The organism is Arthrobacter sp. TE12232, from assembly GCF_054062615.1.
On record NZ_JBSSFK010000001.1, the window covers coordinates 807,486 to 820,023 of the forward strand.

The following is a 12,538-nucleotide window of genomic DNA, read 5'->3' on the forward strand; positions in this document are numbered from 1 at the left end:
CGGAGTCTGTGGCGGGTTATAGGACCTGGTGAGGGGGACGCCAACACCGGGCCAAGAATTTACGACGACAAATTTACGACGGCGCTTGGAGCGGGCTCTTCTTCGGGTTCTTGCCGTCCCTGCCCTTGGACTCGGCCTCATGGCGAAGCAGGGAAATCGCGGATTCGAAATCCTCCAGCGATTCGAAGGCCTGGTAGACGCTGGCGAACCGCAGGTAGGCAACCTCGTCCAGGCGCTGCAGCGGTTCCAGGATTGCCAGCCCGACTTCGTGGGCTTCGATTTCGGCGGCGCCGGAGCCGCGGATTGCCTCCTCGACCTCCTGCGCCAGCATGGCGAGGTCGTCTTCGGTGACCGGACGCCCCTGGCAGGCTTTGCGGACGCCGTTGATGACCTTGCTGCGGCTGAAGGGCTCGCCGACGCCGGAGCGTTTGATGACGGTAAGGCTGGTGGTTTCCACCGTGGTGAAGCGGCGGCCGCATTCGGGGCACTGCCGGCGGCGACGGATGGCGGAGCCGTCGTCGGCGATCCGGCTGTCCACCACGCGCGAATCAGGGTTACGGCAGAACGGGCAATACATGTCGATTCCTCCCCGGTCGCAAGCCTGAACGGTGCACAGCGCCGTGTGCCCCCGCGATCAGTTTACGACTAGATATAGCTGAATAACAAGCCTGTAATTACTACATGTAGTGGTCTGGGCGGGTGGTTACCGGGCGGCGAAGCGCGCCGTGACTGCCTCGCCGTGGGCCGGCAGGTCTTCCGCGCCGGAGAGGCTGACGATGTGCCCGCTGACCTGCTCCAGCGCGGAGCGGGAGTAGTTGATCACCTGGATGGCCCGCAGGAAGGTGGTTACGTTCAGGCCGGAGGAGAACGCCGCCGTGCCGCTGGTCGGCAGCACGTGGTTGGATCCCGCGCAGTAGTCCCCAAGGCTGACGGGGCTGTAGTCCCCCACGAAAATCGCCCCGGCGCTGCGGATCCGGGCCGCCACGCGGGCGGCATCCGCGGTCATGATTTCGAGGTGTTCCGCGGCGTACGCGTCGCAGGCGGCAATGCCCTGCTCCAGGTCCTCCACCAGGACGACGCCGGACTGCGGGCCGGAGAGGGCCTCGAGGACGCGGCTGGAGTGCTTGGTGGCAGCGGCCTGGCGTTCGAGTTCCACGCGGACTTCGGCCGCAAGGGCCTCGGAGTCGGTGAACAGGACCGATGCCGCCTTGGGGTCGTGTTCGGCCTGACTGATGAGGTCCGCCGCCACGAGGGCCGGACTGGCGGTCGAGTCGGCGAGGATCGCGATCTCGGTGGTGCCGGCCTCGGAATCGATCCCCACGACCCCCTTCACCAGCCGTTTGGCGGTGGCCACGAAAATGTTGCCCGGACCGGTCACGACGTCCACGGGATCGATCCCGGGAAGGTCACCGGCGTCGGAGGCCCCGGCGGGGATGCCATAGGCGAAGGTGGCGATGGCCTGCGCCCCGCCGATCGCGTAGACCTCCTCGATGCCCAGCAGGCAGGCGGCCGCCAGGATCGTGGGGTGCGGGAGGCCGCCGAAGTTCTTTTGCGGCGGCGAGGCCAGCGCAATGGATTCGACGCCCGCTGCCAGGGCCGGGACGACGTTCATGATCACCGAAGACGGGTAGACCGCCAGTCCGCCGGGGACATAGAGCCCCACGCGCGCCACCGGCACCCAGTTCTGGCTGACGACGGCGCCTTCGCCGAGTTCGACGTCGACGTTCGCCGGGCGCTGGGCATCCGCGAAGCTGCGGGCCCGCCGGATGGATTCCTCGAGTGCCGATCGCACAGCGGGATCGAGGTCCGCCAGGGCCGCGCGCAGCGCCTCGGCCGGGACACGGGGGTGCGTCTGCTCGACGCCATCGAACGAGCGTGCGAGCTCCCGCAGTGCGGCGAAGCCCCGCGTGCGGACGGCGGAGATGATGTCCTGGACCTTGTCCTCGGCATCTGCCATGGTGCCGGACTGTGCCCGCGGTACGGCAGCGCGCAGCCCGGCGAGGGACAGGTGCTGGCCGCGCACGTCCACCGTGCGGAAGTTGAGGGCGGCGGGAATCGGGGTCACAGGGCTGTCAGGAGTTAGGCTCACCCGATCATTTTACGTGCCCCGCCGGGGCACTCCGACGCTGTGACGCGGCCCGGGCGCGCGGCCGCCGGCCTGAAGCCCGGCCGGGCGCCAGCCGCCGGGCACCAGGCGCCAGGCGTGGGGTTTAGGAGCGGGCTTTGCCGCCGGAGCCCGGAAAGAGGCTGTTCAGGAAGATGGCCAGGGCGATCGCCGCCGGCCAGATGGCGAGGACCGCGTAGGAGCGCAGAGAAAAGGCGACGCTGACGCTGGCCGAGATATCGGCCGGGGCTCCCCACCACTGGGCGCTGAGCAGACCGGTTCCCCACGCGAGGAACGAGCCGGCAGCGCCGGCCAGGACCACCAGGATTACGGTGCCGGGCGCCGGCTGTGCATGTTTGGAGCCTGCGACGAACGACCCGGCAATGCAGCCGGCGAGCAGGCACAGCCCTGCCAGCACGAGGTCCCGGGGCAGCCAGGTTGCCGTATTGGTGCCGGCGGCAAGGTCCGGGTTCCGGGTCAGCAGGTTCAGTCCCGACGGCGCCAGAAGCCACCAAAGCAGCCCCACCGGAATGCCGGCCGCGGCGATGACCGCCGCTTTCCGCCACGGGGTTCCGGCGTGTCCGGGCTGCTGCACGGCTTTCATCTCGGCGGGCAAGGGCAGGGGCCGGTCCGGGTGCGCGGGCTCCCCGGTGTGCTGAACGGGGCCGTCTACTGCGGGCTGTGTCATGCAACAAACGGTAACAAGGATTCCCCGGCCCGGCACATGACGCCGCGTGGCAGCACATGACGACGGGGGTAAACAAATCTCCCACTTGATCGGAGGCGGAATACGCTGGCAGTAGGAACCATGACACATACGTGCAGCAGGGAGTTGGATCGCAGTGGCCACAGATGACGGAATCTTCGAGGGGACATTCAAGGAAATGTTCCGCCGGCACGCGGCCGGCGTGGCGATTATCACCGCCAACTACAACGGCGTCCCCTTCGGATTCACCGCGACCTCCGTGGCTTCCCTGTCTGCCAAGCCGCCGCGCTTCACGTTCAACATGGCCAGGACGTCAAGTTCGTGGCCGGCCGTGGCGAACACGAGCTACATCGGGGTCCACATGCTCGGGCTGGAGAACCAGAAGCTCGCAGACCGCTTCGCCCGGGCCGGCAACCGGTTCGACGGGGACCACTGGGAGCTAGGACCCCACGAAGTGCCCGTGCTGAAGGGCGTCACGGGCTGGTTGATCGGGCAGGTCCAGATGCGGTTGTCGTTCGAGAACAACGCCGTGGTGGTGGTCGAAGTGGTGGAAGGTCAGGTCGGCGAAGACGGCGCTCCCCTGCTTTATCACTCCGGGGCCTACAGCCAGCCGGTTCCGCTCGACTACGAGATCTGACAGAGGCCGCGACGGGCCACGGCACATTAAAACTTCCCTGGTGGTGCATCCGGATACGGCCTTTGGCCGGTAGTAAGGGTGTAAGCACAACCACCGCCCCATGTGGGCCTCGATGAGGAGTTGGAAATGCGCAAGACACTTTCTGCAGCCACCGGAGCAATGACGCTACTGGCAGCACTGGCCCTGGCCGCCCCGGCCCAGGCCGCGACCTGGCACCACCGCGACGATGGAACAGCAAGACTGTCCGTCCTCCACGGCGTTCCGGGCCTTACCGTCGACGTCTGGGTCGACGGCAAGCTCACCCTGGATAACTTCACACCGGGCACATTGGCCGGGCCGTTGAACGTCCCGGACGGAGACCACAAGATTGCGATCACCGGTGCCGACGCCACCAGCGCCGACAACCCCGTGATAGGCCCGGTCACAGTGGACCTCGAAGCAGGTCGGGACTATACAGCGGTCGCTCATCTGGCCGCTGACGGGACCCCCACGGCCACCCTTTTCACCAATGACACCTCCACCAGCCCGGATGGAAAGGGCAAGCTGACCGTCCGGCACGTCGCTGCGGCCCCCGCCGTAGATGTCCTGGCCGGTGGGACCGCGGTCATTGAGGGACTTACCAACCGGCATCAAAAGATCCTCACCCTCAAGGCCGGAAACGTCTCCGCGTCGGTCGCAGCAGAGGGAACCACTGACCCGCTGATCGGCCCCGCCGACGTCAAGGTCACCGAGGGAAAAAACACCATCGTCTACGCCTGGGGAAGCCTCGCGGACAACAACCTTGGGGTCGCCGTACAGGTAGTGGACTCCTCATCGCGTGGACACAAAGGCCACCACGAGTAAGCCATCCGGAGCTCCAGCAGACCTCCTGTTCTGTCGACCGGTGGGGTCACATCGACCGTGGCCCCACCGGCACGCGCACCGTGACATCCCGGAGAGCTGACCCCGTTCGACCATGGCGGAGTCCCCCGCCGGAGCGGCATAATGTGGTTCAACAAGGCCCATTGCCGCTCAAAGGAGCACCTGATGGAGGCTGCCGCATCGCATGATTGGGACGCCCATCTCGATCACGCATTTGCCGGCGGCCACGAACGCATCCTTGCCGAGGTCTACCGACGGTTTAGTCCGCTGGTTTACACGCTGGCGCTGAGATCCCTGGGAGAGCGTGCCGCTGCCGACGACGTCACCCAGGAGGTTTTCATTAGGGCCTGGAAATCACGGACCACTTTTCGCCCCGAGGCGGCGCGGCTGCCGGCGTGGCTGATCGGGATTGCCCGCAACGCAGTCTCCGACGCTTTGTCCGCCCGCTCCCGCCAGCGCCATCTCGAACAAGCGGCCATTCTCCTGGCGGTTGCCCCCGTTTCCCGCCCAGATGCTGGGGACGTCGAAGAGGTCGCCGACCGCCTGACGTTGGACGAAGAACTGGAGCACTTAGGGGATCCACAGCAGACAATAATGCGGCTGGCGTTCTATGAAGATCTGACTCACGACCAGATTTCGTCCCGTCTTAACCTGCCGCTCGGGACCGTCAAAAGCCACATCCGGCGCAGCCTCACCCGCTTACGCACCCGCCTGGAGGTGGAGCATGGAACACCTTGACGCCGAACTTCTCAGTCTGCTGGCCCTTGGCGAGTCCCTCGGCACAGACACCGACGCCGACCACCTCGCCAGCTGCCCCGTGTGCAGCGAAACCCTCCGAGGCCTGCAACATGCGGTGCACATTGCCACCCTCGACACCGCAGGCATCGAACTCGAGAAACCCGGCAGCCAGAATTGGGCCGCCATCCATCAGGCCCTCGGCCTGTCGCCGACCCTCGCGACGGATCCCCTGACCCAGCCCAGCGCTGGCCCCCCTGTCCCACCGAAGAAGCCAGCCACGGCGGAAGCGCCCCTGAACCACGGCAGCGGCACAGAGTCGGCACCGACACCACTGCGGCCCAGCGCCAAAGACAGGCACGCCCGTCCCGGTCTCTGGATTACCGCGGTTGCCGCCGGAATCGTTCTCGGCACGGCCGCCGGATGGACCGCCGCCGGAGTTCTCGGACACAACGGCACTAATGCGCCCACCTCCACCCAGTCGGGTCCGACATCGACAGTCGTCGCCCAAACGTCCCTGACTCCGCTGCCCGCGCACACCGGGAGCGGAGATGCCCAGGTGGAGCAACTCCCCGATGGAACCCGGCACCTGATCATCCGGCTCTCCAACGACCACATCACCGGATTCCGGGGAGTGTGGGTCGGCTCTGCCGACCTATCCAGGATGGTCAGCCTGGGTGTCCTCGACGATGAATCCGGCACCTTTACCATCCCCGCCGGCGTCGACCTTGCCCAATACCCCATCGTCGACGTGTCCAACCAGCCGTACAACGGGAACCCGGCCCATTCCGCCGACAGCATCGCCCGGGGAACCCTCAACCCGCAAAACTAATCCTCGGATACCATGCGTGAACTCTGGGGTGGCGAGCGGCCCCAGGGTGTCCTGGACCTCTCAGCCTTGCCTAGTGGCTACCCGCACCTGCATTTCAGTTATCCAGGCACGTCGGGCCGAGCAGCACCTTAAGGTCGCCAAACAGGGACGGACTTGGGTTCACGCGCAGGTGCACCGGCAGGCCCATGACCTCCACCCGGGTGTCACCTTGCAGGTGCAGCCGGACCTCGGAGTTTCCGCGGTGGGTGCGCAGGACGTCGCCAAGTTCAGTGACGACGGCCTCGGTGGCCTTGTGCGTGGCCATGGTGATCACCACCGGCCCGTTCTGGCTGTCGCTGAGGTCCGGCACGGACAGTTCCATGCAGTTCAAGGTGACGGCGCCGTCGTCGCGCCGTTGCAGGCGGCCCTTGACCACCACGATCAGGTCCTCCGCCAGCACCGAGGCGATGGGGCCGTAGACCTGCCCGAAGAACATGACCTCCATGGAACCGGCGAGGTCCTCGATTTCGGCGCGGGCGTAGGCGTTGCCGCTGGCCTTGGCGATCCGGCGGCTGAGCGAGGTGATCATGCCCGCGATGGTCACGATCGCGCCGTCCTGCGGGCCGTCTTCGGCGATGATCGAGGTGATCGACCGGTCCGCGTGCTGGCTCAGGAGCCCTTCGAGCCCCTGCAGCGGGTGGTCGGAGACATACAGGCCGAGCATGTCCCGTTCGAAGGCCAGTTTGTCCTTTTTCTCCCATTCGGGAAGATCGGGGATTTCCGTGCTGAGTGAGGCCTCCGGCTCCTGGTCCTCAAAACCGGCGAAGAGGTCGAACTGGCCGATCGCCTCGTTGCGCTTGAGGGTGATGACGGAGTCGATCGCTTCTTCGTGGATCATGGCCAGGGCGCGGCGATGGTGGCCCAGCGAGTCGAAGGCACCTGCTTTGATCAGGGATTCAATGGTGCGCTTGTTGCAGACCACCGCGGGGACCTTCATGAGGTAGTCCTTGAAGGACGTATACGCGCCTTCCTTCTCGCGCGCCGCCACCATGGCCTCGACGGCGTTCACGCCGACGTTGCGGATGGCGCCCATGCCGAAGCGGATGTCGTTGCCGACCGGGGTGAAGTTGAGCGCCGACTCGTTGACGTCCGGCGGTAGCACGGTGATGCCCATGCGGCGGCATTCGTTGAGGTAGATCGCCGACTTGTCCTTGTCGTCGCCCACGGACGTGAGCAGGGCGGCCATGTACTCCGGCGCGTAGTGCGCCTTCAGGTACGCGGTCCAGTACGAAATGACGCCGTAGGCGGCCGAGTGCGCCTTGTTGAAGGCGTAGTCGGAGAACGGCAGCAGGATGTCCCAGAGGGTCTTGACCGCGGCCATGGAATAGCCGTTGTCCTGCATGCCCTGGGAGAAACCGGCGAACTGCTTGTCCAGCTCGGATTTCTTCTTCTTGCCCATGGCGCGGCGCAGGATGTCGGCTTGGCCGAGGGTGTAGCCGGCGAGCTTTTGCGCCACGGCCATGACCTGCTCCTGGTACACGATCAGGCCGTACGTGCCGCCGAGGATTTCGGAGAGCGGCTCCTCGAGCTCCGGGTGGATCGGAATGACTTCCTGGATCTTGTTCTTGCGCAACGCGTAGTCGGTGTGCGCGTTCGCGCCCATGGGACCGGGCCGGTAGAGGGCCAGCACCGCGGAGATGTCTTCGAAGTTGTCAGGCTTCATCAGTTTGAGCAGGGACCGCATGGGTCCGCCGTCGAGCTGGAAGACGCCCAGCGTGTCGCCTCGGGCCAGCAGTTCGTAGGACTCCGTGTCGTCCAACGCCAGGGTTTCGAGGTCGAGATCGATGCCCCGGTTCATCTTGATGTTTTCCAGGGCGTCGGAAATGATCGTCAGGTTCCGCAGGCCCAGGAAGTCCATCTTGATCAGGCCGAGGCCCTCAGACGTCGGATAGTCGAACTGGGTGATGACCTGGCCGTCCTGGAAGCGGCGCATGATCGGAATCACGTCGATGATGGGGTCCGAGGACATGATGACACCGGCGGCGTGCACGCCCCATTGCCGCTTCAGTCCCTCAATGCCCAGTGCCGTCTCGAAAACCTTGGCGGCTTCGGGGTCGGTGCTGATCAGCTGCCGGAAGTCGCCGGCTTCGCTGTAACGCTTGGCCTCGGGGTTCTGAATGTCGGCCAGCGGAATGTCTTTGGCCATCACAGCCGGGGGCAGTGCCTTGGTCAGCTGCTCGCCCATGCTGAACGGGTAGCCCAGCACGCGCGAGGAGTCCTTGAGGGCCTGCTTGGTCTTGATGGTGCCGTAGGTGACGATCATCGCCACGCGTTCGTCGCCGTATTTCCGCGTGACGTAGTCGATCACTTCGGAACGGCGCCGGTCATCGAAGTCGACGTCGAAGTCAGGCATGGAAACGCGGTCAGGGTTCAGGAAGCGTTCGAAGATCAGGCCATGGTGCAGCGGATCGAGGTCGGTGATGCGCATGGCATACGCCACCATGGAACCTGCGCCGGAGCCACGTCCGGGACCCACCCGGATGCCGTTGTTCTTGGCCCAGTTGATGAAGTCAGCCACCACGAGGAAGTAGCCCGGGAAGCCCATGGAAGTGATGACTTCCAGCTCATAGTCGGCCTGCTTGCGGACCTTGTCCGGGATGCCCTGGGGATAGCGGTACTGCAGTCCCTTGTCGACTTCCTTGACCAGCCAGGACGTTTCGTCCTCGCCCTCGGGGCAGGGGAAGCGTGGCATGTAGTTGGCGCCGGTGTTGAACGACACTTCGCAGCGCTCGGCGATCAGAAGCGTGTTGTCGCACGCCTCCGGGTGGTCGCGGAACAGCTCCCGCATTTCCTGCGGGGACTTCAGGTAGTAGCCGCTGCCGGAGAAGGCAAAGCGGGAACCGCCGTTGTCATAGGTCGGCTCCAGGAGCGTGGAACCGGACTGGATCGCCAGCAGGGCCTCGTGCGCCTTCGCGTCGTGCTCGTGCGTGTAGTGGAGGTCGTTCGTGGCCACGAGCGGCAGGTTCAGTTCCTTGGCCAGGCGCAGCAGATCGCCAGTGACCCGCCGCTCGATGTCCAGGCCGTGGTCCATGAGCTCGCAGAAGTAGTTCTCAGCGCCGAAGATGTCGCGGAACTCGGCCGCGGCCTCCACGGCTTCCCGGTACTGCCCCAGCCGGAGCCTCGTCTGGACTTCGCCGGACGGGCAGCCGGTGGTGGCGATCAGGCCTTCGGAGTACGTGTTCAGCAGTTCCCGGTCCAGCCGCGGCCACTTGCCGAAGACCGAGTCCAGGGAAGCGATCGAGGAGGCCCGGAAGAGGTTCCGCATGCCCACGTTGTTGTAGCTGAGCAGGGTCATGTGCGTGTACGAGCCGCCGCCGGAAATGTCGTCCTTGCGCTGGTGCTCCTCGCCCCACCGCACGCGGCTCTTGTCCGTGCGGGCGGTCCCGGGAGTCACATACGCCTCGACGCCGATAATCGGCCTGATGCCCTTGTCCGTTGCCCGCTTCCAGAAGTCGAAGGCGCCGAACAGGTAGCCGTGGTCCGTCGTGGCGAGGGCCGGCATGCCGAGCCGCTCGGTTTCGTCGAACAGTTCACCGAGCCGGGCGGCGCCGTCCAGCATCGAGTACTCGGTGTGGTTGTGGAGATGGACAAACGAGTCGTTGCTGGAAGTCACCGCACCATTCTAGTGCCGTGCCGCGGCAGCGGCGTGCAGCCGCGACGGCGGGGCTCAGGCCTGCCCGGATTCCAGGACCTCGAGGGCATACTTCAGATCCTGCGGGTACTCGCTGGTCACGGTGACCCGCTCCCCCGTCCGCGGGTGATCGAAGGACAGTGACCGGGCGTGCAGCCATTGTCGGGTCAGCCCCAGGGTGGCGGCCAGCCGCGGGTCCGCGCCGTAGGTGAGGTCACCGGCGCAGGGGTGGCGCAGCGCGGAGAAGTGCACGCGGATCTGATGGGTGCGGCCCGTTTCGAGGTGCACCTCCACGAGCGAGGCCTTCCCGAAGGCTTCCAGGACCTCGTAGTGGGTAACGGAGTCACGGCCGTCCTCAATCACGGCGAACCGCCAGTCGTGGCCCGGGTGGCGGCCGATGGGGGCGTCAATGGTGCCCGCCAGCGGGTCCGGCAGGCCTTGGACGACGGCGTGGTACACCTTGTCCACGGTTCGTTCTTTGAAGGCCCGTTTGAGGACGGTGTACGCGTTTTCGGTCTTGGCCACCACCATGACGCCGGAGGTGCCGACGTCGAGCCGGTGGACGATCCCGGCGCGTTCGGGGGCGCCCGACGTCGAAATCCGGTAGCCGAGTCCGGCGAGGCCTCCCACTACCGTGGGACCTACCCAACCGGGCGACGGGTGGGCTGCCACGCCGACCGGTTTGTCAATGACAACGAACTCGTCATCGTCCAGCAGGATCTTTAGGCCGTCCACTACTTCCTCCACGATTTCCAGGGGGTCCCGGCGGTCCGGCACCACGACGTCGAGCACGGTGCCGGCGGTGAGCTTGAGGGATTTCCCGACCCTCTTGGCGTTGCTGCTGACATGGCCTTCGGCGATGAGGACAGCAGCCTGGGAGCGGGAGATGTCCATCATTTTGGACAAGCCGGCGTCCACCCGGGCGCCTGCGAGGTCCTCCGGGACGGTGAATTGCCGGTGCCCTGCAGGTGCAGAACCGGACTCCCCGGCCGGGTCCTCGGGGTTAGACATCTCGGGGTCAGACATCCTTGGCCACCGCTTCCTTCGTGTGGCGCGAACCGTCCAGCGAGATCCCGCGCAGCGTGAGCAGGCAGATGATCACGACGGCGGAAACGACGGCGGAGTCGGCGATGTTGAAGATCGCGAAGTTCGGCAGCTGGATGAAGTCCACCACATGGCCCATCGCGAAAGACGGCTCGCGGAAAAGCCGGTCCGTCAGGTTGCCGAGTGCACCGCCGAGCAGCAGCCCGAGCGCCAGCGCCCACCACAGCGAGCCAAGCTTGCGAAGCTGCATCAGGATCGCGACGGACACGGCCGCCATGATGATCGTGAACACCCAGGTGACGTTTTCGCCGATCGAGAACGCCGCCCCGGAGTTGCGGATGTAGAACCAGTGCAGCAGCGGCGGAAACACGGGGATCCGCTCGCCCTCTGTCATGGTGGTGGTGACCCAGAGCTTGGTCAGCTGGTCAAACACGTACGCGAACACCGCGAAGGAAGCGAACAGGACAAACAGCTTCGCCCGGCGCCGCCGGGTAGGCACGGGCGGTACGGCCGCGGCAGGCTGTGTGGCGTCTGGTGATGGTGCGTCAGTCATAGGGCTTTCGTTCGGGAGCCAGTACGGAGACCGGGGTGTGGTGCCCGGCACGCCGGCACCGGAACCGGTGGCGGCACCGTGCGGGAATGAACCGTGCAGGAATGAAACAGTGCGGGAAAAAGGAAAAGCCGGCGGCCGAGGAGTCCCCAGCCACCGACTTTCAGAATACTTGGCTTTTTGCCTTAGTTGGCTTCGCCAACCTCAGCGGCGGCAACGGAGCCGCGGGCATCGAGGTCACGCAGCTGGCCTTCGATGTAGGCCTTCAGGCGTGAGCGGTAGTCACGCTCGAAGCCGCGCAGCTGCTCGACCTTGCGTTCCAGCACGGAGCGCTGCTGCTCGAGGGCACCAAGGATCTTGCGGGACTTTTCCTGAGCATCGTTGACGAGGCTGCTGGCCTCGATCTGCGCTTCAGCGATGATCTTGTCCCGCTGCTGCTCGCCGTCGGCGATGTGCTTGTCGTGCATCTGCTGCGCCATGGCGAGCAGGCCGGCGGCCGACTCGGAAGCCGGGGTGACCGCGGTGCGGGCCGGTTCGACTGCCTGGGCTGCCTGGGCGGCCTTGGCGGCCTGCTCGGCTTCCTTCTTCTTGGCGGCTTCAGCGGCCGCCTTTGCCTTGGCCTCAGCCTCAGCCTTGGCGGCGTCTTCCTTTTCGGCCTTGACGGGCGCCGGGACCTTTTCCACCACGGGGGCGGGGGCTGCGGAGCTGGCAGGCGTGCCGGCGCCGAGTTCGGCGAGCTTCTTGCGGAGCTCGTCGTTCTCCTGGTTCAGGCGCCGGAGTTCGACGACGATCTCGTCCAGGAAGTCATCTACCTCGTCCTGGTCGTAGCCTTCGCGGAACTTGGTCGGCTGAAAGCGCTTGTTGACAACGTCTTCTGGCGTCAAAGCCATCTGGTCACCTCGTTGGTCTAGTTAGTCAGTAGGCCTTCCGGCCGTCAAAACTACGGTACCTAAATATGGTCTGGTTCCTCTAATTCAACACCGCAGTGTCAAACCGGAGTTTCTAGCAGTTCGGGCCTTGGCCCGGGTCAGTCGCCTGCGTGGCCGCGGCGGCTGCTTATGCTGCGGTCGGCCGGGCCTACACCAGGCTCTTCACGATCCCCATCGCCAGGCTCACGACAACGAACAGCAGCAGGAACCCGATGTCGAGCGAAACGCCGCCCAGCCGGAGTGGCGGGATGAGCCGGCGAAGGAGCCCGAGGGGCTTGTCCGTGACCGAATACACGGCATGGGCAGCGACGAGCGCCACACCGCGCGGCCGCCAGTTCCGGGCAAACATCTGTACCCAGTCGTAAACCAGGCGGATGATCAGGGCCACGAAGAAAAGCAACAGTGCGATATAGACGAGCCCGAAAACAATTCCCATGAGCTAACTCATATCTCCATGTTCATTCCGGATA

The 12,538-nt window shown here is 65.5% G+C and carries 12 protein-coding genes; 4 read left to right on the forward strand and 8 right to left on the reverse strand.

Annotated elements, in window-relative coordinates; translation table 11 throughout:
- Nucleotides 1-73: 73 nt before the first annotated feature.
- The 3 genes from nrdR to ACVWZ7_RS03600 form a co-directional block, all read right to left on the reverse strand.
- Complete coding sequence (gene nrdR, locus ACVWZ7_RS03590) at nucleotides 74-577, reverse strand: transcriptional regulator NrdR (RefSeq protein ID WP_456507010.1); 504 nt, start codon at nucleotides 575-577, stop codon at nucleotides 74-76.
- 126 nt (nucleotides 578-703) lie between these two features.
- Entirely contained in the window at nucleotides 704-2,089 is a 1,386-nt protein-coding gene (hisD, locus tag ACVWZ7_RS03595; protein ID WP_456507011.1) for a histidinol dehydrogenase, read from the reverse strand.
- A 121-nt stretch (nucleotides 2,090-2,210) separates the two neighbouring features.
- Entirely contained in the window at nucleotides 2,211-2,792 is a 582-nt protein-coding gene (locus ACVWZ7_RS03600) for a hypothetical protein (RefSeq protein WP_456507012.1), read from the reverse strand.
- Nucleotides 2,793-2,988: 196 nt separating this feature from the next.
- Here ACVWZ7_RS03600 and ACVWZ7_RS03605 point away from each other — a divergent pair, with 196 nt between their 5' ends.
- From ACVWZ7_RS03605 to ACVWZ7_RS03620, 4 genes are all read left to right on the forward strand, one after another.
- On the forward strand, nucleotides 2,989-3,447 hold the full coding sequence (locus ACVWZ7_RS03605; protein WP_456509059.1) for a flavin reductase family protein: 459 nt from the start codon (nucleotides 2,989-2,991) through the stop codon (nucleotides 3,445-3,447).
- Between the two features lie 126 nt (nucleotides 3,448-3,573).
- Nucleotides 3,574-4,290, forward strand: coding sequence for a DUF4397 domain-containing protein (locus ACVWZ7_RS03610; RefSeq protein WP_456507013.1), 717 nt, complete (start codon nucleotides 3,574-3,576; stop codon nucleotides 4,288-4,290).
- 183 nt (nucleotides 4,291-4,473) lie between these two features.
- Nucleotides 4,474-5,046 carry an RNA polymerase sigma factor gene (locus ACVWZ7_RS03615; RefSeq protein ID WP_456507014.1) on the forward strand — a complete coding sequence of 191 codons (573 nt, stop codon included), beginning with the start codon at nucleotides 4,474-4,476 and terminating at the stop codon, nucleotides 5,044-5,046.
- Nucleotides 5,033-5,875, forward strand: coding sequence for an anti-sigma factor (locus ACVWZ7_RS03620; RefSeq protein WP_456507015.1), 843 nt, complete (start codon nucleotides 5,033-5,035; stop codon nucleotides 5,873-5,875). The genes ACVWZ7_RS03615 and ACVWZ7_RS03620 overlap by 14 nt, the downstream gene beginning before the upstream one ends.
- A gap of 94 nt (nucleotides 5,876-5,969) precedes the next feature.
- On the opposite strand, the gene dnaE is transcribed toward ACVWZ7_RS03620, so the two are convergent.
- The 5 genes from dnaE to ACVWZ7_RS03645 form a co-directional block, all read right to left on the reverse strand.
- The gene (dnaE, locus tag ACVWZ7_RS03625) at nucleotides 5,970-9,527 is read right to left on the reverse strand and encodes a DNA polymerase III subunit alpha (protein WP_116767502.1); all 3,558 of its coding nucleotides are present in this window, start codon (nucleotides 9,525-9,527) and stop codon (nucleotides 5,970-5,972) included.
- 54 nt (nucleotides 9,528-9,581) lie between these two features.
- Nucleotides 9,582-10,556 (reverse strand): RluA family pseudouridine synthase, encoded by a 975-nt coding sequence (locus ACVWZ7_RS03630; RefSeq protein ID WP_272914151.1) that lies wholly within the window; start codon nucleotides 10,554-10,556, stop codon nucleotides 9,582-9,584.
- A gap of 7 nt (nucleotides 10,557-10,563) precedes the next feature.
- Entirely contained in the window at nucleotides 10,564-11,142 is a 579-nt protein-coding gene (gene lspA, locus ACVWZ7_RS03635) for a signal peptidase II (RefSeq protein ID WP_456507016.1), read from the reverse strand.
- A 182-nt stretch (nucleotides 11,143-11,324) separates the two neighbouring features.
- Complete coding sequence (locus tag ACVWZ7_RS03640) at nucleotides 11,325-12,029, reverse strand: DivIVA domain-containing protein (protein ID WP_456507017.1); 705 nt, start codon at nucleotides 12,027-12,029, stop codon at nucleotides 11,325-11,327.
- A 187-nt stretch (nucleotides 12,030-12,216) separates the two neighbouring features.
- On the reverse strand, nucleotides 12,217-12,504 hold the full coding sequence (locus ACVWZ7_RS03645; protein ID WP_116767505.1) for a YggT family protein: 288 nt from the start codon (nucleotides 12,502-12,504) through the stop codon (nucleotides 12,217-12,219).
- Nucleotides 12,505-12,538 lie beyond the last annotated feature (34 nt).

Bases quoted from the DNA above. Each gene is read 5' to 3' on its own strand.
- ACVWZ7_RS03645 (WP_116767505.1), bottom strand. From the start codon at position 12,504: ATGGGAATTGTTTTCGGGCTCGTCTATATCGCACTGTTGCTTTTCTTC.
- ACVWZ7_RS03610 (WP_456507013.1), top strand. From the start codon at position 3,574: ATGCGCAAGACACTTTCTGCAGCCACCGGAGCAATGACGCTACTGGCA.
- ACVWZ7_RS03630 (WP_272914151.1), bottom strand. From the start codon at position 10,556: ATGTCTAACCCCGAGGACCCGGCCGGGGAGTCCGGTTCTGCACCTGCA.
- ACVWZ7_RS03620 (WP_456507015.1), top strand. From the start codon at position 5,033: ATGGAACACCTTGACGCCGAACTTCTCAGTCTGCTGGCCCTTGGCGAG.
- lspA (WP_456507016.1), bottom strand. From the start codon at position 11,142: ATGACTGACGCACCATCACCAGACGCCACACAGCCTGCCGCGGCCGTA.
- nrdR (WP_456507010.1), bottom strand. From the start codon at position 577: ATGTATTGCCCGTTCTGCCGTAACCCTGATTCGCGCGTGGTGGACAGC.
- ACVWZ7_RS03605 (WP_456509059.1), top strand. From the start codon at position 2,989: ATGTTCCGCCGGCACGCGGCCGGCGTGGCGATTATCACCGCCAACTAC.
- ACVWZ7_RS03600 (WP_456507012.1), bottom strand. From the start codon at position 2,792: ATGACACAGCCCGCAGTAGACGGCCCCGTTCAGCACACCGGGGAGCCC.
- ACVWZ7_RS03640 (WP_456507017.1), bottom strand. From the start codon at position 12,029: ATGGCTTTGACGCCAGAAGACGTTGTCAACAAGCGCTTTCAGCCGACC.
- ACVWZ7_RS03615 (WP_456507014.1), top strand. From the start codon at position 4,474: ATGGAGGCTGCCGCATCGCATGATTGGGACGCCCATCTCGATCACGCA.